We start from the raw sequence: 18,340 nt of genomic DNA, 5'->3' as shown, positions 1-18,340 counted from the left end.
CATACGCAAATCTCCCCGCGCTATCGGGGTAGCGCGGGGAGATGTTTGCAACCGGATCAGGTATGCGGCGCCGGGGCCGGCGGTTGGCCGGGTGCCGGACTTGCATTCGGCGGGACGCCGGGAGCCGCGCCGCCAGGCACGTTCGACGTCCACATCAGGATGTCCTGCAGCCCGTCGTTGTAGACGACGCCGTTCGGGGGCGCGCCGGTCACGTCGAAGTACAGCGTGCCGGTCGACTCTTGGCCCTGCGGGATCGGCGCCGGGTTCAGGGCGCCTGGCGCGCCGGCCTTATCGATCAGCTTGTAAGTCTGACCGTTGGGGCCGCGGGCGCTGAAGTCCTTGACCATCGGGGTAACGATCCCGGCGTCGGACCTGGCCGTGATGTCGGCCTGATACAGCGTCCCCTTGGGGGTGTAGCCGGGAATCGAAACGTTGCTCGGCTGCAGGTTGCTCACCGTGTAGTTGGTGATCATGGGCCCGTCGACGAGCTGTTCGCTGGTGCCGAACCCCTGGATGTTGGGTGCAGCGGAAGCGCTTGCCGCTGCCAATAAGCCCGCGGCCGCTATACCGCCGGCAGCAATGGCGCTCTTTAGCGCCGTTGTGGTGACCTTCATGGTTTTCCTTTCGTGTCGAACACCCACGGAGGGCGATACCCACTGGGCGTCGCATAACCTTTTGGCCTCGGCGCTAAACACGAATGAATCGCGCCGCAGCGCTTTTCGCGCCACAGAATTCACAGGGGCATCATTGGTTGCCGAATGCCGCGTGATTATTCGGGGCGGCAAGGGGTAGCCGCAGGCTAGAACTCATCTGCCTACCCGAGGGAGCCGCCGATGGAACGCGGAAACGCCAAGCACAGTCCACGCGAAGACGACGAACTGAAGCACGAGCTCAGCGGGACGGTGCAGGGCAATCGGTCCAGCCGGGCGGAGGAATGGCGCGAACCCGAGCCGCCGGCCGACGACGATCCGGACATTCCCACGGCCGGGCCCGCAACCCGCGAATCGTAAAAGTCACCCGAATCACGAAAGGGGAAGTGGCCATGGGCTTTCCGGCCCAGCAACAAACCGCTCCGGGCATTCAGGCACAAATGAAGCCCATTCCGGACTGCGGCGAAAACAGCTACCGGGGCTCCGGAAAGCTCACCGGCAAAAAGGCGATCATCACCGGCGGCGATAGCGGCATCGGCCGCGCGGTCGCCATCGCGTTCGCCCGTGAAGGTGCCGACGTGCTGATTTCCTACCTCAACGAGGACGACGACGCCCGCGACGTGGCCCGCTACGTCGAAGACGCGGGCCGCAACTGCGTGCTGGTCCCCGGCGACCTGTCCGACCCGGCCCACTGCCGCGACGTCGTAGACCGGGCGGTAAACGAATTCGGCGGCGTCGACATCCTCGTCAACAACGCCGCCTACCAGATGATGCACAAGGACCTCGAAGAGATCAGTGACGAGGAATGGGACTACACCTTCCGGCTCAACGTCGGCGCGTACTTCTATCTCGTCAAGGCGGCGCTGCCGCACCTGCGCCCCGGGTCGTCGATCATCGGGAGCTCTTCGGTCAACTCCGATACGCCCAATCCCACCCTGGCGCCCTACGCGGCGACCAAGGCCGCCATCGCCAACTTTTCGGCTAGCCTCGCACAGCTGTTGGGCGACAAGGGAATCCGGGTGAACAGCGTGGCCCCCGGCCCGATCTGGACGCCGCTGATCCCGTCGACCATGCCCCCGGACAGCGTGGAATCCTTCGGCGAGAACGTGCCGTTGGGGCGCGCCGGCCAGCCGGCCGAGCTGGCGCCCATCTACGTGCTGCTGGCCTCAGACGACGCGAGCTACATCTCGGGCGCGCGAGTGGCGGTGACCGGCGGCCGGCCAATTCTGTAGCGCCAAATTCTGTAGCGCCAAAGGCGTTCAGGAATACCGGTTTTCGCCCAATTCCTCGACGATCGGGCTTTCGGCGCCGGGCTTCCCGGCGCCATCGCTGTCCCCTTCGTCAGCGATGGTCACCGAAGACGCGACCTGGGCCACGTTGTTGTAGGTCTCGGGCGGGATCCCGCGCAGCGCGCGGACGGTGTCGTCGTCGCAGCCGTTGCGATCGGCGGCGTCGAGCAGGTCTTGCTTGTTGGCCGGAAAGTCCACGTCGTTGAGGCACTTTCGGAGTTGACTGCGGGTAGTAGACGCGACCATGGCTCTCGGGATGCCCAGCGAATGTCGGCCTAAACGCGCCGATTCAGCGGCCGCGCACCCGCCGGTTCTCTTTCTTGATCGCCTCGACGAGCTCCGATTTGCTCATCGTCGAGCGGCCACGCAAATCGAGCCGGCGCGCGACGTCGAGCAGGTGCTTCTTGCTGGCGTTGGCGTCGACGCCCTCGGCCGAGCGGCCGGTGTTACGCGGGCCGCCGCCCTCGGCCAGCTCGTCCGACGGGCCCTTCTCCTCTTTGGGCTCCCAGTGGTCGCCGACCTTTTCGAAGCTGTGCTTCAGCGCCGAGTACGCCACCCGATGGGCGCGCTCCTCGTCGCCGTATTCGTCGGCCGCCGAGTCGTGGGTTTTCGCGAACGTGCGTTGCGCTTTGGCGTTGGAACGGCGCAGTGTGCTGGGCAACTCGCTCTTCTTCGGCGCGCCGCCCTTCGTGGTCTTGGGCATCGAACCTCCTCGTGTCAGCCCTCGGTCATTTGCTGTGCCTTGGCGTAGGCAAGCTGCAGGAAGTCCGCGCCCGCCAGGGCGGTGAAGGTTCCCGCGATCAGGCGGGTCAACCTCGGCGCGAAGATCAGCCCGATGACGAACGCGGTGGCAACCCACATGTCGAGGCAGAAGGGGCAGGTCAACAGCTCACCGAGGCTGTGGCGCAGCGCACTAGTGTGCCGGGTTTCCTCCATCACCTCGGCCGGGCCGCCCGCACCCGCGTAGTGCGCGAAGGGCGCCCGCAACGGGCTGGTGACCGCATCCTTGGAGATCGTGCGCGACAACTTGTGGGTGCCGATTGTGACGGTGGCGAGGTCCTGCAGGCTCCAGCGCTGCGGCAGCCTGCGCCCGGTGGCCACGGCCAAAACGCCCGTGAGCGCGACCAGCAGGCCGTAAATGCCGAGGACCACCGAGTAGCCCTCCAGCGGTCGGGGATTGTCGCCGCGGTACGCGTCGGCCTCGCGCCGCGCGCGCTCGGCCACTCGTTCGGTAACTTCGGTTGCTTCGCCCATGGGCGTGGGTTACCCCTTTGCGGCCGGGAAAATCACGACGGGCCGCACCGGCCAACCTCAGCGGCGGCGTGCCCGGGATATGTCAAGATCGCTGACATGGGTGGTCAGGTTGAAGATGCTCCGCTCGGTTACCTGCTGTACCGGGTGGAAGCCGTGCTGCGGCCGGAGGTTGCCGGGGTGCTCCGTCCGCTGGGCTTGACGCTGCCCGAATTCGTTTGCATGCGCATCCTTTCGATGAATCCGGGCATGTCCAGCGCGGAATTGTCCCGGCACACCAACGTCACACCGCAGGCGATGAACACCGTGCTGCGCGGGCTGCAAGACGTCGGCGCGGTGGAGCGGCCGGCGTCGGTCTCCTCCGGACGGGCGTTACCGGCCACGCTGACGGCTCAGGGCCGCGCGCTGCTGAAGCGCGCGGAAGCCGCGGTCCGGACCGCCGACGCCCGGGTGCTGAGCAAGCTGACCGAGGCGCAGCGACGCGAGTTCAAGCGCACGCTCGAAAAGCTCGGATCGGACTGACTTCCGGCGGCTACGTCAGACCGTCCTGACCGTTTTCGCCGAAGATTCCGGACGGGCCGCCTGGGCCGGCGGTAGCCGCGGTGGTGTGGCCGATCCCGGCGTTGCCGCCGTTGCCACCGTCGCCGACCCCCACCGCGCCGCCGCCGGCCCCGCCCTTGCCGCCGGTTCCCCCGGTGGTGGCGGTCACGCCGGCATTGCCGCCGGCGCCCCCGGCGCCGCCGTCGCCGAACCACTGGCCGGCTTGGCCGCCGGCCCCGCCCGCTCCCCCGGTGCTGGTGGCGATGGTGCCCTGCCCGCCGAACCCACCGGTTCCGCCGAAGCCGATGAGGCCGGCGTTCCCGCCGTCCCCGCCGGTCCCGCCGAATCTCGCGGTCCCGCCGTCACCGCCGGCACCGGCGTCCGACCAAAACGCGCCCGCGTTGCCGCCGGCGCCGCCATGACCGCCGGTGCCGCCCGTAACCGCGGATGCACCGCCCGCTCCGCCGGCTCCGCCGCCACCGAACAGCAGGCCGGCGTTGCCGCCGTGCCCGCCGGCGCCGGCGGTGCCCACCGAGGTACTGATTCCGCCCGTTCCGCCCGCCCCGCCGTTGCCGCCGGCCCCGGCGAGCAGACCGCCGTTGCCGCCCGCGAGCGATGCACCCAGTCCCGCGCCGCCGCCGGCGGCCCAAGAGCCCGTCGCACCGGCCGAGCCGCCCGCGCCACCGCCGGCAGTCGCCGAGCCGCCGCTCCCACGGATCCCGCGAATCCCCGCGATCCCGGCGCTGCCGCCAATCCCCGGGATCAACGAACCGATCCCGGGGTTCCCGGAAATCCCGACCCTACTGAGCCAGTTAGCTCCGCGCGCCCGCTGAATCAGCTTTTGCTGGGGCGCTTTTCGCCCTTGTTCTCCTCGGCCGCGGCCTTCTTCAGCTCCTCGTTCAGGGCCTTATCCTTCTCGATTTGCTCTTTGTATGCTTCGGGGTCTCTGCCTTCGTCCTGTTGGTCCGAGCCGGCGTTCGGGTCGGCACCCTCGGGCGTCTCGCATTTCGGGTTGCCCTCGTCGTCCAGCCAATCGTTGACCGCCGTGCCGGTCACCATCGCGCCGGAACCCGGCAGCACCAGAGTGGGGCGGTCTTCGTAGGCCGTCATCATCTCGGCGGCCTTTTCCTTGTGCTCCTCGTTCGGCTCCGGCTTTTCGGTTTGCTGCCGATCGTCTTGCTCGCCCGACTCCTGGTCGGTCGCCCGCTGGTCTTCTTCCTGGCCAGCCACTTTGTCGTCCTGCACGCTCATGACGTCCCCCTTTGGAGTCCGGCGACTATCTGCGGGGGTTACCCGCTGTGGTGGCGGGCCGAAACGCTCGTCACTGCGATCGGCCGCGCTTGACGAGCACCACTGTGGCGATCGGAATCCGCATGGGCTCGGGCGCGCTTGACAGGCGTCCAGCAACGGCGGTCTCCAGGTGGTCGACGAACGCGGCCGCTCGCGGGTCACCGGCGCCGCCGTTCAGCCCGCCCACCAGGGCCGGGAAGAGCGCGGCCCGCGCGAACGCCGCCCATTGCGCGCCGAAAGCGTTTGCGTCGTCGTCAATTTGGAGCCGGGCCCAGAATCGGTCCTGGGCGTTGAATGTCTCGAGATGCTCGATCCTCAGGCCCTCGAATCGCCCGCTCGGCGCGAACGGCGCGTGAAAGTCCTTCTCACTACGGGCGAATGTGGGGATGGCCATGCGGCGCATCTCGTCCTCGCCGAGCAGGCCGTCCCGCGCCTGATCGGCCAGCGCCGCGACGATCGCGTCGAGCAGCGGCCGGAAGCCCGACGTGCCGTCCTCGTCGACCGCCGATGTCATCACCACCAGCCGCCCGTCGGGAGCCAACTCGCGGCCGCGGAACGCCACGAAGTCGTTCCAGTCCACGGCGGCCTGGTGCGCGTAGGCCGCGCGGGCCGCGTCGTCGGTGCTGTAGCCGACGTGCACGTGATCGTGTAGCTCGCAGGGGATCCGGCTCACCCACTGCGTCGCCCACGACGTCCAGCCGAGGTTGACCGTGTTCGACGGCAGGATCTGGCCGTAAAACGACCGCCCGATCGCCGAGGCGAAACTCGCTGTGTCCGAATGCAAGTAGCTGTCCGGGTCGTCGGACAGCGTTCGAAACAGCGCGGTGAAGTCGTTGTCCGGGACATCGGTGTGCGCCACCAGGATCGCGTGGTCGTGGCGGGTGCGACGGCGCAGCACCGCGATGCCCGCCGACATCGGCTTCAGCGAGTTGTGCCCGTTGGCGGCGCCGTAGTCGGCGATGACGATCGGCTGCGGAGCCGTGGGGATCGGCACCTGTTCGGCGGCGCGCTCGAACAAGGCGATGCCCTGGGCCAGGCCGGCGGCCTGCAGCCGGGACGACTGGGTGTAGGTCGCGCTGTCCGTCGGCTCTGGCCGGACCACGATGCTCGACTCGGGCAGTCGACGTTCCGGCCGCATGCACCAACGATAGTCAGTTCGGCCCCGGATAGCTGACTCCGGTGAGCTGCTCGGAAAGCTCCCACAGGCGCCGGCAGTCGTCCTCGTTCTGGGCGGCCTTGGGCACTCGGGCGAACGCGACCCCGCCGCCGGCCAGCTCCTGGAACCCGCGCGGCCCGTAGAAGGCGCCGCCCTCGGCGTGCGGCGCGGCGGCCGCGTACAGCGCCGGCAGGATCCCCTCGTCGATCTCCTGCCACAAGAACGGCGTGAACCGCCAGGACGCCTTGTACAGCCGCTCCATCAGGGCGGGCCGTTCGCGGCCGTGCGAGGGGCCGGCGATCTGCAGGTTGGTCTTGGTCAGGCCCGGGTGCGCGGCGTTGGACACGATGCCCCAGCCGCCCGCGCGGCTGCGCCGGTCGAGCTCGAGGGCGAACATCAACACCGCCAGCTTCGACTGGCCGTAGGCCGACATGGCGGCGTAGGACTTCTCGAACTGCGGGTCGTCGAAGTGGATCTTGCCGCTCTGGCGGGCCGCGAGGCTGCTCAGCGAGACGACGCGGGCGCCCTTGGTGGCGCGCAGCAGCGGCAGCACGTGTCCGGTCAGCGCGAAATGCCCGAGATGGTTGCTGCCGAACTGCAATTCGAAGCCGTCGGCGGTGGTGTCGCGTTCCGGTGGCGTCATGACGCCGGCGTTGTTGATCAGGATGTCGATCGGGCGGCCCTCGGCGTTGAGCTGTTCGCCCAGCGCGGCGACCGACGTCAGCGACGACAGGTCGAGGGCCTTGATGGTCAGCTTGGCGTCGGGAACCGTGGCGCGGATTTCCTCGATCGCCTTTTCCCCCTTGGCGCGGTTGCGGATCGCCATCACGACGTCGGCGCCGGCGGCCGACAGGCGCCGGGCCAGCCCGAACCCCAGACCGCTGTTGGCCCCGGTGACGATTGCCAGCTTGCCCGACAGGTCGGGAACCGTGGCGACGAGATCGTTGGCCATGCGTTTCACTCCTCTCGTATGAGACCGGTCCTAGTCTGCTCTTTGTGTCGCGGTCAGCGAACCCCTGCGGAAATCTGATCGCCGCGTTGGTGCTCGGCGCGCTGCCCGCGCTCGCCTTCCCCGCGCTCGCGTGGTGGTGGCTGGCCTGGGTCGGCCTGGTTCCGCTGCTGTTGCTGGTGCGGGGGGCGCCGTCAGCGTGGGCGGGGGCGGCGCGGGCCTGGTGCGGTGTGGCCGGGTTTGTGCTGGTCACCCAGTACTGGCTGGTGACCAGCGCCGGCCCGCTGCTGCTGGTGTTGGCCGCCGGGCTGGGTGCGCTGTGGCTGCCGTGGGGGTGGCTGGCGCATCGGTTGTTGTCGGCGCCCGTCGGCTTTCGGCGAACGGTCGCGGCCGTCGTGGTGCTGCCCAGCGCGTGGGTGCTGGCCGAAGTCGCGCGATCCTGGCCACCGCTGGGCGGTTCGTGGGCGTCGCTCGGCGCATCGCAGGCCGCCCAGCCGGTGACGCTGGCGTCGGCATCGCTGGGCGGAGTGTGGTTGACGAGTTTCCTTGTGGCCGCGTGCAATACGGCTCTGGTGGGTGTGCTGGTGCACCGCGACGCTCTGGGCCGTGCCGTGGCGCTGGGGTGCGCGGTGGCGTGCGTCGCTGTGGGCCCGTTGTGGTACGTGCTGGGCCCGTCGCCGGCCGGCGGCGCGACGGTGCGCGTGGCGCTGGTGCAGCCCGGGGAGATCGCCGAGGCCGGCGAGCGGTTGGCGGCCGGCGAGGCGCTGACCGCGGGGCTCGCCGGCGAGCGGCTCGATCTGGTCGTCTGGGGAGAAAGCAGCGTGGGATCCGACCTCGCGGCCCACCCGGAGGTGTTGGCCCGGCTCGCCGACCTGTCCCGGCGGGTGGGCGCGGACCTGCTGGTCAACGTCGACGCGCCCGCGCCGGGCGGCGGCATCTACAAGTCGGCCGTGCTCGTCGGCGAGACCGGGGTGTTGGGCAGCTACCGCAAGACCCGGCTGGTGCCGTTCGGCGAATACGTCCCGCTGCGAACGCTTTTCGGCTGGATCACCCGGCACAGCCGGGCCGCCGCGCAGGACCGGCAGCGGGGGACCGGCCCGGTGCTGCTGCACGCCGGCGACCTGCCCGTCGGGCCGCTCGTCAGCTACGAGACCCTGTTCTCCGACCTGGCCCGCCGGGAGGCGCGGCTCGGCGCCGGGTTGCTGGTGTACCAGAGCTCCACGTCGTCGTTCCAAGGCAGTTGGGCGCAGCCGCAGCTGGCCGCCCAGCCCGCGGTCCGCGCCGTGGAGGCGGGCCGGCCGGCGGTGCACGTCGGGTTGTCCGGCGACAGCTCGGTTTTCGACGCCCGAGGCCACCGCCTGGCCTGGTGTCCGTCCGGATTTCGGGGCGTCACGGTGGTCGACGTCCCGATGGGATCGACCGCCACGCCGTACGTACGGCTGGGGGATTGGGTGCCGGTGCTGGCGGTGGTGATCCTCGTCGGCTCCGCGCTGCTTACCTGGCGTCGCCTGGGCCGCGGTGCCACACTGCGTGGATGACCAGCCGTCGGCTCGCGAAGATTTCGCTGTCCACCGCCGTCGTGCTGATGGTCGTGTCGGTGGCCGGGTTCATCGTCGCGCTGGTGCTCAACGCGTTCTTTTTGGACAAGTACAACGCCTACGGCGAGGTGCCGATCCCGGGGTCGAACAGCCTGAACCTGCCCGCCGGTGAGGTCACCATCAGCCTGCACGCCGTCGTCGTCGGCAGTCCCAACGGCGGCCTGCCGGTGCCGCCGCTCGGGGTGACGATCGCGCCGCCCGACGGGGTCGCGCAACCCGCGCTCAGCGAAAGCATCGGCAGCACAACGACGGTCAACAACGACGCGCATGTGCGCGTGTGGGTGGCGCAGATTCCCGTCGCCGGCACCTACAACATCACGACCGACGGCCAGGTCAACGGATACATCAACCCGCGCCTGGCCTTCGGGCACAAGAGTTCGTACGGCTTTCTGGTGTGGTTGTTCGTCGGGCTGTTCGTGGCGGGACTGGTCGGCTCGATCCTGTCGGGCCTCTGGCTGTCGCGCACCCGGCGCAAGGCGGTGGTGGCGGCCAACCCCTACTACCCACCGCCGGTGCCGGTGTCCCCGCCGACGACCCCGGTGGAACCCAGCGACGAGGGGGTCCGCCTCGAGCGGCTCAAAACGCTGGCGGCGCTGCGGGATTCCGGAGCGTTGACCGCGGAGGAGTTCGAGGCCGAGAAGCGCCGGATCCTCGAGGGGCATTGATTCGGCCCGAACCCTAGGATGTCCGTTCCGACCGCGCTACGATCCGCCGTACAAGGTCGACCTGGGGCTGGGAGGTAGCTCATGTCGGAGGTGACCGCCACGCCGCACATGCTGGCGGCAGCGGCCGGGGATCTGGCCTCGGTCGGGTCGACGATCAGTGCGGCCAATTCGACCGCCGCGGCCGGGACCGCGGGGGTGGAAGCCCCGGGCGGCGATGGCGTCTCGGCGTTCGTATCGGCGCTGTTTTCCGCGCACTCGAAGGCCTATCAGGCCGCCGGCGCCCAGGCCGCGTATTACCACGACCAGTTTGTGCAGGTCCTGCGCGCGAGCGCTGGTGCGTACGCCAGTACGGAGGCCGTCAACGCGTCGCCGCTGCAGAAGGTGCAGGAATTTGTCGGCGCGGCCAGCCAGTCTCCCGCCGGGCACCTGATCGGCAATACCGCCCATGGGGCGCTGGATGCCGCGCAACACAGCGGAACCAGTGGGCCGGTGCCGGGCAGCGTCGGTGCGGCGCCCGTCAGCGGCAACCACGCGGGCGCTGGCGTCGGCGCATCCGCCGGGGACGCCCACGCGGCAGCGGCCGGTGGCCCGCCAGGTGGCAATGCCGGCGGCGCCAACGGGGTCACCGCTGACGGCGGCGGCCCCGGCGGTGGCGGTGGGGGCGGCGACGCCCCTCAGCCGGCCGGTGGCGCCGTCAGCGCCGGCGGAGCCACCGCCGCGGCGGCCGTCGCACCTACCTGGGGGGCGGCGCCGGCTGCGCCGGCCGGGCCGCTGGTGCCGGGCATTGCGCCACCGCCGCCGGCGCCCCACGTCATGTCGACTGCCTACCCGGCCGCGGCGGTGCTGCCGGGGCTGGACGGCGTCAGCGGCCATTCCGCCGCCGTCACCGGCTTGGGGGAGCCGGTCGCACCGGCGGGCTCCGTCGAAGCGGTACCCCCGCCCGCCGCCCCGGCCATCCCAACGGCACCCAAGGCGCAGCCGCTGCACCAGGGCGGCCCGGCGCACCCGGGCGATGCCGCGCAGCCGGATCACTCCGACCGCGACAAAGCGGCAGTGCCGCTGCCCATCCCGCCGCTACGGCTGCGAAGCCTTCGGGGGTTGCGCGACAAGCTGCGATTGGGGCTGCGCGACAAGGACGAATGGCGGAACGAACTTCGTGAGGCCGCCACCAGCAAGCCGTGGGGACGCGACGAACTGCTGGGCGCTCTCGGTCTTCGACCGCCCGCGAACTAAGCCAGAGGCGATTCGAGGGCGCGCAGCAGCCCGCGCAGCCGCGGCGCGTCGGCGCTGTGCGTGTATGCCCCGAGCCAGTCGGTGAGCTTGGTGAAAAGCTCGGACGATATCGGCGCGCGCTGCCGTGCCATGGTTTGCAGGGCCGTGTCGATCGCGGTGTACGACTCGCCGGACCCGATCGCGGCGTAAAACCGGCTGCGGTCGCGGTCGGTCAATAGCGGGCTGACCGCATCAGCCAGTTCCCACGCCAGGTCGGATTCGGCCCTATCGTCCACGTACTCCATTTTCGTTGGGCGGAGCCGTTTCTGCTGAGTGAGCGGCAGCCCGGCCTAGTGGCCGCGGGCCACCCACTCTTCATAGTGCACGATCTCGTCGCCGATGGTGGTGCTGTCGCCGTGGCCGGTGTGCACGATCGTCTCGCCGGGCAGCGTGCCGAGGCGCTCCGAGATGGATTGCAGGATCGTCGGGAAATCGGAATACGAGCGGCCGGTGGCGCCGGGGCCGCCGGAGAACAGGGTGTCGCCGCTGAACACGACGCCCAGGTCATGCGAATACCAACACACCGATCCGGGGGAGTGGCCCGGGGTGTGCAGCGCCCGCAACTCCGTGCCCCCCACGCTGAGCGTCTGCCCGTCGGAGATGGAGCGGAAGTCGCTGTCCGGGTGCGTCATTCGCCACAGCACCTCGTCGGCGGGATGCAGCAGCACCGGCGCGTCGAGGGTCTTGCCGAGCTCCGGCGCGACCGTCACGTGGTCGTTGTGGCCGTGCGTGCACACCACCGCGACCACATGGCGGCCGGCCACGGCCTCCACGATCGGCGCCGCGTCGTGGGCGGCGTCGAACACCACCACGTTGGAGTTGTCGCCGATCAGCCAGATGTTGTTGTCGACTTCCCAACTGCCGCCGTCCAATTCGAACGTGCCGTGGGTCACCACCCGATCGATGTCCACCATCAGAGCAGCACCACCGAACGCAACACCTTGCCGCCATGCATCTTGTGGAACGCCTCCTCGACGTCGTCGAGGCCGATACGCTCGGAGACGAACTTGTCCAACGGCAGCCGGCCCTGCAGGTACAGGTCGATCAGGGTGGGGAAGTCGCGCTCGGGCAGACAGTCGCCGTACCACGACGACTTCAGCGAGCCGCCGTGGCTGAAGAAGTCCACCAGCGGCATCTCCAGGCGCATGTCGGGCGTCGGAACGCCAACCAGCACAACGGTTCCCGCGAGGTCGCGGGCGTAGAAGGCCTGCTGCCAGGTTTCGGGCCGGCCCACCGCGTCGATCGCCACGTTCACGCCGAAGCCGTCGGTGAGGTCCTGGATCGTCTTCACCACGTCGAACTCGCGGGCGTTGATCGTGTGGGTGGCGCCGAACTTGCGGGCCAGGTCCAGCTTGGTGTTGTCGGTGTCGACCGCGATGATCTGCCGGGCCCCGACCAGCGCGGCCCCGGCGATCGCGGCGTCGCCCACCCCGCCGCAGCCGATTACGGCGACGGTGTCGTCGCGGGTCACCGCCCCGGTGTTGATCGCGGCGCCGATGCCGGCCATCACGCCGCAGCCGAGCAGGCCGGCGACGGCGGGGTCGGCTTGCGGGTCGACCTTGGTGCATTGGCCGGAATGCACCAGCGTCTTGTCGGCGAACGCCCCGATGCCCAGCGCCGGCGTGAGTTCCGTGCCGTCGGTCAGGGTCATCTTCTGCGCCGCGTTGAACGTGTCGAAGCACAGGTGCGGACGGCCGCGCTTGCAGGCCCGGCACTGCCCGCACACGGCGCGCCAGTTCAGGATCACGAAGTCGCCCGGCTCGACCGCCGTCACGTCCGGCCCCACCGCTTCGACGCGGCCGGCGGCCTCGTGGCCGAGCAGGAACGGATACTCGTCATTGATGCCACCCTCGCGGTAGGTCAGGTCGGTGTGGCAGACCCCGCAGGCGATGACGTCGACCACCGCCTCGCCGGGCCCGGGGTCGGGGACGACGATGTCGACCAGCTCGACGGGTTCGCCCTTCTTGCGTGAAATCACGCCGCGCACTGTCTGACTCATGGGCACCAACCTACTGGCGGGCTCTGCGCGTCGTTGCGTCGAGTCTCGCAGACTGGACGCCTAGCCAAGCCGGTGTAGCGTCTGCAGAACGTGACGGCACCTGAGACAACCTCCGAAACCACAGAGGAATTCGCCGGGCGAATGGTCGCGGCCATCGACGGCGCAAGCCTCACGATCCTGCTGAGCATCGGGCACCAGACCGGCCTGCTGGACACGATGGCCGGGCTCCCGCCGGCCACCAGCGCGCAGATCGCCGAGGCCGCCGGCCTCAACGAACGCTATGTGCGCGAGTGGCTGGCCGGCATGACCACCGGGCACGTCGTCGACTACGACCCGGCCACCGCCACCTACACGCTGCCCGCCCACCGGGCGGCCGTACTCACTCGCGTGGCCGGCCCGGACAACCTTGCTCTGGTGGCCCTGTTCCTCCCGCACCTCGGCGAGGTGGAGCAGAAGATCGTCGGCTGCTTCCGCGACGGCGGCGGGCTGCCGTACAGCGAGTTCCCGCGCTTCCACGCGCTGATGGCCGAGCAGAGCGCCGCGGTGTTCGACATCGCCCTCGTCGACGTCGTGCTGCCGTTGGTCGACGGCCTGCCCGACCGCCTGCGCGCCGGGGCCGACGTGGCCGACTTCGGCTGCGGCAGCGGACACGCGATCAACGTGATGGCCCAGGCGTTCCCGGCGAGCCGGTTCACCGGCATCGACTTCTCGAAAGAGGCCATCGCGACGGGGGTCGAGGAGGCGGCCCGGCTCGGCCTGACCAACGCCTCCTTCGAGGCGCACAACCTGACCGACCTGGACAAGACCGACGCCTACGACGTCATCACGACATTCGACGCCATCCACGACCAGGCACAGCCCGCCCGGGTGCTGGAGAACATCTACCGCGCGCTGCGCCCCGGCGGCGTTTTCCTGATGGCCGACATCAAGGCGTCGAGCCGGCTGGAGGACAACGTCGACGTCCCGATGAGCACCTACCTCTACACGGTCTCGCTGATGCACTGCATGACGGTGTCGCTGGCGCTGGACGGCGTCGGGCTGGGCACCGCCTGGGGGACGCAGCTGGCCACGTCGATGCTCGCCGACGCCGGGTTCGCCGACGTCCGGGTGACCGAGATCGAGGGGGACCCGATCAACAGCTACTACATCGCCAGGAAGTGACCGCCCTCGACGCGCTCGACGATTGGCCGGTGGCCAATGCGGCCGCCGCGGTCGTCGGGCCGGCCGGGGTCCTGGCCAGCCACGGCGACACCGCGCGGGTCTTCGAGCTGGCCTCGGTCACCAAGCCGCTGGTGGCCCGGGCCGCGCAGATCGCCATCGAGGAGGGCGTCGTCGAGCTCGACACCCCCGCCGGCCCGCCCGGCTCCACGGTCCGGCACCTGCTGGCGCACGCGTCGGGCCTGGCGATGCACAACGATCGGGTGCTGGCCAAGCCCGGCACCCGGCGGATGTATTCAAACCAGGGCTTCACCGTGCTGGCCCAGACCCTGGAGGCCGAGTCGGGAATCGAGTTCGGCCGCTACCTGTCCGAGGCGGTGTGCGAGCCGCTCGGCATGGCCACTACCCGGCTGAACGGTGGCGCCGCGGCCGCCGGATTCGGCGCGACCTCGACGGTCGCCGACCTGGCGGCCTTCGCCCGTGAGCTGCTGCGGCCGGCCATCGTGTCGCCGCAGCTGCACGCCGAGGCCACGACCGTGCAGTTTCCCGGCCTGGACGGGGTGCTGCCCGGCTACGGGGTGCAGCGGCCCAACGACTGGGGCCTGGGTTTCGAGATCCGCGACGGCAAATCGCCGCACTGGACGGGGTCGCGCAACTCGGCGCGGACGTACGGCCATTTCGGCCAGTCGGGCGGGTTTATCTGGGTCGATCCCGAGGTCGACCTGGCGCTGGTGGTGCTGACCGACCGCGATTTCGGCGAGTGGGCGCACAGACCCTGGCCGGCGATTTCGGATGCAGTCATAATTGACCACTCCGCACACTAGCGCAACAGGGGTATCAGAGGGCACAATAGACACGCAGGACACAAAAATTCACATGCATCCCGCTTGTACGGGTTCACCAGGTCGTTGGGGAAGACGTCCCTCGTGGAACCGAAGGAGCAGGAGATGCGTGCGTCGAACCAATTTGCCGACGTGACGACGGGTGTGGTGTACGTCCATGCCTCGCCCGCGGCGGTATGCCCGCACGTCGAGTGGGCGTTGTCGTCGACCCTGCAGTCGAAGGCCAACCTGGTCTGGACGCCGCAGCCGGCGATGCCCGGGCAGCTGCGCGCGGTCACCAACTGGGTCGGGCCGGTGGGCACCGGCGCCCGGTTGGCCAACGCCCTGCGCTCGTGGTCGGTACTGCGGTTCGAGGTCACCGAGGACCCGAGCCCGGGGGTCGACGGCCAGCGGTTCAGCCACACCCCGCAGCTCGGCCTGTGGAGCGGGTCGATGAGCGCCAACGGCGACGTCATGGTCGGGGAGATGCGGCTGCGGTCGATGATGGCGCAGGGCGCCGACTATCTGGCCGCCGAGCTGGACTCGGTGCTGGGCACGGCGTGGGACGAGGCGCTCGAGGTGTATCGCGACGGCGGCGACGCCGGGGAAGTGACCTGGCTCAGCCGCGGCGTCGGGTAAGCGGCTCCGTCACAAGACCGCGTCCGCGAGGCGGTCGACCTGCTCGATATCGGCCACGAAGGGGTGGAACACCAGCCCGTCGAAGCCCAGGTCGCGGTAGGCGCGCACGGTCTGTGCCGCATCCTCGGGTGAGGCGACCATGTCGTCGACGTTGAGGGCGGCGTAGTCGGGTTTGAACCCGTAATAGCGGAAAAGGTTTGCGCGACCGGCGGCGACGGCGTCGGCGTCGCCCAGGGCGAAGTTGACGCTGGCGTGCAGCCGGGGACGGCCCGGGCGGCCCGCCTCCACCCACGCCGCACGCACCCGGTCGGCGAGCGCGGACTGGTTGGCATACTCGCGCAGCGCTCCGGCGGCCCAGCCGTCGCCGATCGTTGCGGCGCGCCGGATCGTCGCGTTGGCGCGTCCACCGAACAAGATCGGGATCCGCGCCGGCGCCGGGCTGAGCGCCTTGTCGCCGGCGATCACCTTGGCGTCGCACGCGACGCGCAGCAAGGCGACGGTCTGGTCGAGGATGCGCCCGCGCCGCCGGAAGTCGACGCCGACGGCGGTGTAGTCGTCGGGTCGACTCCCGACACCCAACCCGAGCGTGAGCCGGTCACCGGATGCGGCGGCGACGGTGGTGATCTGCTTGGCCAACAGCACCGCCGGATGCAGCGGGGCCAGCAGCACATTGGTCATCAAACCGATGTCGGTGGTGGCGCCCGCGGCCACCGACAGCGCGGCGATCGCGTCGAGGCTCTCGTACACCAGCCGGTCGATCGCGGCCACGCTGGCGAACCCGCGCTGCTCGGCTCGGCGGGCCCACTCGACGATCAAGGGCCCCGCCACGTGGGCGATATGGCTGGGCAGTCCAATTCCGATCCGCATGGTGTGCATGCCCGTCAGGTTCATGGGTTCCAGGCTGGCAGTGGTCGCTGGAAATCAACGATCGATGCGCCGAGATTAGAGAGAAGTCCTCATCTAGACCCTGATTGTCGGATACTTTCCACCGTGATCGATCGGCTAGACGCGCAGATTTTGCATGCGCTGCAGTTGGCGCCCCGGGTGTCGTTCCGGCGGATCGGCGCCGTGATCGAGGCCGGCGAGCAGACGGTCGCGCGCCGATATCACCGGTTGCGCCGCGACGGCGTGATGCGGGTGGTCGGCCTCGAGAACGGGTGGACCGACGGCGAGGCGAGCTGGGTATGCCGGATGCGCGCCGCCCCCGACCGCATCCCGCTGCTGGCCGACGCGCTGGTGCGCCGGCCCGAGGTGTCCCACGCCAACGTGCTGGCCGGGTGGACCGACTTGGTCTGCGTCATCCGGGCACCGCTGGGCGATCATCGCGAGGATCTGCTGCTGCAGCTACTCCCGCGAGCCACCTCGGTCACCGACATCACCGTAGACCTGATGCTGCACTCGTTCGGCCAGCCGGCAAGCATGCCCTGGACCGGTTACGGCGACCGGCTCTCCGAGCGGCAGGCCGCCGAGATCCTGGCCGAGGGGCCCCGTCCCGTGCGCTCCGATCGGCCGCCGGTGATCACGGCCGAGGACCGTCCCCTCCTGGATGCCCTCGCCGAGGACGGCCGCACGCCGCAGGCGCAACTGTCCGCCCGCACGGGCTGGTCGGTGGCGCGAGTCGGTCGGCGGCTCGCGGCGCTGGAGGCCTGCGGTGCGCTGCTTTATGACGTCGACGTGTTGCCCGAGCGGATCGGATACCAGCTCAGCGCCATGCTGTGGATGACGGTGGCGCCCAAGGATATTCACAGCGTCGGCGAGCGGATCGCGGCGCACGACCGCATCGCGTTCGCGGGCGCCACCAGCGGGTCCAAGAACCTGATGGCGATCGCCATCTGCCGGGACGGCGACGATCTGTACCGGTACCTCAGCGAGGAACTCGGGCAGATCGGGGAGATCCTCAGCTACGAGGTCAACGTCCGCACTCGACGTCTCAAGCAACACGGCTCGCTCGTGAGCCACGGACGGCTCGTCAATCCCCGCCCGACCCGCACCGCGCGTTGATCAGGAGACCGCGCCCCGCAGGACATGTAGCGCGGCGGGAACCGCGGAAATTTCGGCGGGCAGCGCGCAGGCGAAGTCGCCGTCGGCGTAGACGTTGATGCCGGGGCACTCGACGTGGATCGTCTTGGCGCGCGCGGTGGTCACCTCGTCGAGGTCGACGTGCGTGCCCTTCATGACCGTGGGGAACAGGCGGACCAACTTGGTGCGGGACGCCGAATGCGCCATGGTGATGTCGAGCAGGCCGTCGGTGGGATCGGCGTTGGGACAGATCAGCAGGCCGCCGCCGTAGCTGCGGGTGTTGCCGAACGCCGCCAGCGTGATGTCGGCGTCGATCTCCCGCGTGCCGTCGAGCACCATGCGAAAGGGCAAGAGCCGCAACTGCGACAGCTCGGCGAGCATCGCGAGGTAGTAGCGCAGCCGCCCGTGCGGCCAGGTCATCCGGTTGGCGCGGTCGGTGACCAGGGAGTCGAAGCCGGTGGCCGCGACGGTGCCGAACCACTTTTCGGTGTGGTCCCAGGTGATTCGGCCCAGGTCGATGGTCTGCGTCCGGCCGTCGGCGACGACGTCCGCGGCGGCCTCGGGATCCCTTGTGGGAATGCCGAATTCGCGGGCGTGGTCGTTGCCGGTGCCGGCCGGGATGATGCCCAGCGGAACGTCGGTGCCCGCCAACACCTGCAGCGCGTTGGAGACGACGCCGTCGCCGCCGGTGACCATCACCGCGTCGGTGCCCCGCTCGAGCTCGGCGGCAACCAGGTGGCGCGCGTCCTCGGCGTCGTCGCCGATGATCTCGATGACCTGCACGCCCCGCTCGTGCAGCCGGGCGATCGCGACCTGCGCGGCGCGGATCGCGGCGCCGTGACCCGAGACGGGATTGGTCAGCGCGGTCACCTTGCCGATCTCGCGCTGAGCGTTCACGGAATCAGCTTGCCCGGGTTGAGGATTCCGGCCGGGTCGAGCGTCGCCTTGACCGCGCGCAGGACCTGCACGCCGAGCTCGCCGACTTCGTCGCGCATCCAGGGCCGGTGGTCGGCGCCGACCGAATGATGGTGGGTGATGGTGCCG

Annotated in this window: 24 protein-coding genes; 10 read left to right on the top strand and 14 right to left on the bottom strand. The window is 69.9% G+C overall.

Annotation, left to right across the window (positions count from 1 at the left end; genetic code table 11):
- Positions 1-56 precede the first annotated feature (56 nt).
- Entirely contained in the window at positions 57-614 is a 558-nt protein-coding gene (locus A5706_RS05100; RefSeq protein ID WP_068127703.1) for an MPT63 family protein, read from the bottom strand.
- Positions 615-833: 219 nt separating this feature from the next.
- On the opposite strand from A5706_RS05100, the gene A5706_RS33425 reads away from it, so the two are divergent.
- Positions 834-1,010 (top strand): hypothetical protein, encoded by a 177-nt coding sequence (locus A5706_RS33425; protein ID WP_197517746.1) that lies wholly within the window; start codon positions 834-836, stop codon positions 1,008-1,010.
- 32 nt (positions 1,011-1,042) lie between these two features.
- Entirely contained in the window at positions 1,043-1,882 is an 840-nt protein-coding gene (locus A5706_RS05095) for an SDR family oxidoreductase (RefSeq protein ID WP_068127700.1), read from the top strand.
- A gap of 27 nt (positions 1,883-1,909) precedes the next feature.
- Here A5706_RS05095 and A5706_RS05090 read toward each other — a convergent pair whose 3' ends face one another.
- The 3 genes from A5706_RS05090 to A5706_RS05080 form a co-directional block, all read right to left on the bottom strand.
- Positions 1,910-2,137, bottom strand: coding sequence for a DUF2795 domain-containing protein (locus tag A5706_RS05090; protein ID WP_197517745.1), 228 nt, complete (start codon positions 2,135-2,137; stop codon positions 1,910-1,912).
- 91 nt (positions 2,138-2,228) lie between these two features.
- Positions 2,229-2,642, bottom strand: a complete 414-nt coding sequence (locus tag A5706_RS05085) for a ChaB family protein (protein WP_068127696.1) — start codon at positions 2,640-2,642, stop codon at positions 2,229-2,231.
- 14 nt (positions 2,643-2,656) lie between these two features.
- Positions 2,657-3,193 (bottom strand): DUF1360 domain-containing protein, encoded by a 537-nt coding sequence (locus tag A5706_RS05080; RefSeq protein ID WP_068127687.1) that lies wholly within the window; start codon positions 3,191-3,193, stop codon positions 2,657-2,659.
- A 96-nt stretch (positions 3,194-3,289) separates the two neighbouring features.
- Between A5706_RS05080 and A5706_RS05075 the strand changes: the two genes are divergently transcribed.
- A complete protein-coding gene (locus A5706_RS05075; protein WP_068127685.1) occupies positions 3,290-3,712 on the top strand; it encodes a MarR family winged helix-turn-helix transcriptional regulator in 423 nt (140 codons plus the stop codon).
- Positions 3,713-3,722: 10 nt separating this feature from the next.
- Here the strand turns inward: A5706_RS05075 and A5706_RS34900 are convergent, their stop codons facing one another.
- From A5706_RS34900 to A5706_RS05055, 4 genes are all read right to left on the bottom strand, one after another.
- Complete coding sequence (locus A5706_RS34900) at positions 3,723-4,496, bottom strand: hypothetical protein (RefSeq protein WP_068127683.1); 774 nt, start codon at positions 4,494-4,496, stop codon at positions 3,723-3,725.
- Between the two features lie 68 nt (positions 4,497-4,564).
- A complete protein-coding gene (locus tag A5706_RS05065) occupies positions 4,565-4,981 on the bottom strand; it encodes a hypothetical protein (RefSeq protein WP_068127680.1) in 417 nt (138 codons plus the stop codon).
- 70 nt (positions 4,982-5,051) lie between these two features.
- On the bottom strand, positions 5,052-6,158 hold the full coding sequence (locus A5706_RS05060) for an SAM-dependent methyltransferase (protein ID WP_068127678.1): 1,107 nt from the start codon (positions 6,156-6,158) through the stop codon (positions 5,052-5,054).
- A gap of 13 nt (positions 6,159-6,171) precedes the next feature.
- The gene (locus A5706_RS05055) at positions 6,172-7,128 is read right to left on the bottom strand and encodes an SDR family oxidoreductase (protein ID WP_068127676.1); all 957 of its coding nucleotides are present in this window, start codon (positions 7,126-7,128) and stop codon (positions 6,172-6,174) included.
- Between the two features lie 44 nt (positions 7,129-7,172).
- Between A5706_RS05055 and lnt the strand changes: the two genes are divergently transcribed.
- The 3 genes from lnt (at position 7,173) to A5706_RS34895 (ending at position 10,621) form a co-directional block, all read left to right on the top strand.
- Positions 7,173-8,663: an apolipoprotein N-acyltransferase gene (gene lnt / locus A5706_RS05050; RefSeq protein ID WP_369831802.1), complete on the top strand. Its 1,491-nt coding sequence runs from the start codon at positions 7,173-7,175 to the stop codon at positions 8,661-8,663.
- Positions 8,660-9,388, top strand: a complete 729-nt coding sequence (locus A5706_RS05045; RefSeq protein WP_068127674.1) for an SHOCT domain-containing protein — start codon at positions 8,660-8,662, stop codon at positions 9,386-9,388. Before lnt ends, A5706_RS05045 begins: the two co-directional genes overlap by 4 nt.
- Positions 9,389-9,469: 81 nt before the next feature.
- Complete coding sequence (locus A5706_RS34895; protein ID WP_082964201.1) at positions 9,470-10,621, top strand: PE family protein; 1,152 nt, start codon at positions 9,470-9,472, stop codon at positions 10,619-10,621.
- Here the strand turns inward: A5706_RS34895 and A5706_RS05035 are convergent.
- The 3 genes from A5706_RS05035 to A5706_RS05025 are packed head-to-tail and all read right to left on the bottom strand — an operon-like array spanning position 10,618 to position 12,659.
- Positions 10,618-10,896 carry a hypothetical protein gene (locus A5706_RS05035; protein WP_156766955.1) on the bottom strand — a complete coding sequence of 93 codons (279 nt, stop codon included), beginning with the start codon at positions 10,894-10,896 and terminating at the stop codon, positions 10,618-10,620. The genes A5706_RS34895 and A5706_RS05035 overlap by 4 nt on opposite strands.
- A 54-nt stretch (positions 10,897-10,950) precedes the next feature.
- The gene (locus tag A5706_RS05030; protein ID WP_068127671.1) at positions 10,951-11,574 is read right to left on the bottom strand and encodes an MBL fold metallo-hydrolase; all 624 of its coding nucleotides are present in this window, start codon (positions 11,572-11,574) and stop codon (positions 10,951-10,953) included.
- The gene (locus tag A5706_RS05025; RefSeq protein WP_068127669.1) at positions 11,574-12,659 is read right to left on the bottom strand and encodes an S-(hydroxymethyl)mycothiol dehydrogenase; all 1,086 of its coding nucleotides are present in this window, start codon (positions 12,657-12,659) and stop codon (positions 11,574-11,576) included. Before A5706_RS05025 ends, A5706_RS05030 begins: the two co-directional genes overlap by 1 nt.
- Before the next feature lie 141 nt (positions 12,660-12,800).
- Between A5706_RS05025 and A5706_RS05020 the strand changes: the two genes are divergently transcribed.
- The 3 genes from A5706_RS05020 (at position 12,801) to A5706_RS05010 (ending at position 15,277) form a co-directional block, all read left to right on the top strand.
- A complete protein-coding gene (locus A5706_RS05020) occupies positions 12,801-13,820 on the top strand; it encodes a class I SAM-dependent methyltransferase (protein ID WP_068127667.1) in 1,020 nt (339 codons plus the stop codon).
- The gene (locus tag A5706_RS05015; protein WP_068127665.1) at positions 13,817-14,641 is read left to right on the top strand and encodes a serine hydrolase; all 825 of its coding nucleotides are present in this window, start codon (positions 13,817-13,819) and stop codon (positions 14,639-14,641) included. The genes A5706_RS05020 and A5706_RS05015 overlap by 4 nt, the downstream gene beginning before the upstream one ends.
- A gap of 123 nt (positions 14,642-14,764) precedes the next feature.
- Complete coding sequence (locus A5706_RS05010) at positions 14,765-15,277, top strand: DUF3145 domain-containing protein (RefSeq protein ID WP_067160110.1); 513 nt, start codon at positions 14,765-14,767, stop codon at positions 15,275-15,277.
- A gap of 9 nt (positions 15,278-15,286) precedes the next feature.
- Here A5706_RS05010 and A5706_RS05005 read toward each other — a convergent pair whose 3' ends face one another.
- Positions 15,287-16,144: an LLM class flavin-dependent oxidoreductase gene (locus A5706_RS05005; protein ID WP_068127721.1), complete on the bottom strand. Its 858-nt coding sequence runs from the start codon at positions 16,142-16,144 to the stop codon at positions 15,287-15,289.
- 123 nt (positions 16,145-16,267) lie between these two features.
- Here A5706_RS05005 and A5706_RS05000 point away from each other — a divergent pair, with 123 nt between their 5' ends.
- Complete coding sequence (locus A5706_RS05000; protein ID WP_068127662.1) at positions 16,268-17,278, top strand: Lrp/AsnC family transcriptional regulator; 1,011 nt, start codon at positions 16,268-16,270, stop codon at positions 17,276-17,278.
- Here the strand turns inward: A5706_RS05000 and A5706_RS04995 are convergent, their stop codons facing one another.
- Both A5706_RS04995 and A5706_RS32040 read right to left on the bottom strand, forming a co-directional pair.
- Positions 17,279-18,193, bottom strand: a complete 915-nt coding sequence (locus A5706_RS04995) for a diacylglycerol kinase (protein WP_068127660.1) — start codon at positions 18,191-18,193, stop codon at positions 17,279-17,281.
- Positions 18,190-18,340: FAD-linked oxidase C-terminal domain-containing protein (locus A5706_RS32040; RefSeq protein ID WP_156766949.1), on the bottom strand; the 151-nt coding region annotated here is incomplete at its 5' end. The genes A5706_RS32040 and A5706_RS04995, both read right to left, overlap by 4 nt.

This window comes from Mycobacterium sp. E796, assembly GCF_001672815.1.
GTDB lineage: Bacteria > Actinomycetota > Actinomycetes > Mycobacteriales > Mycobacteriaceae > Mycobacterium.
This window is presented reverse-complemented; position numbering and strand designations above follow the sequence as displayed.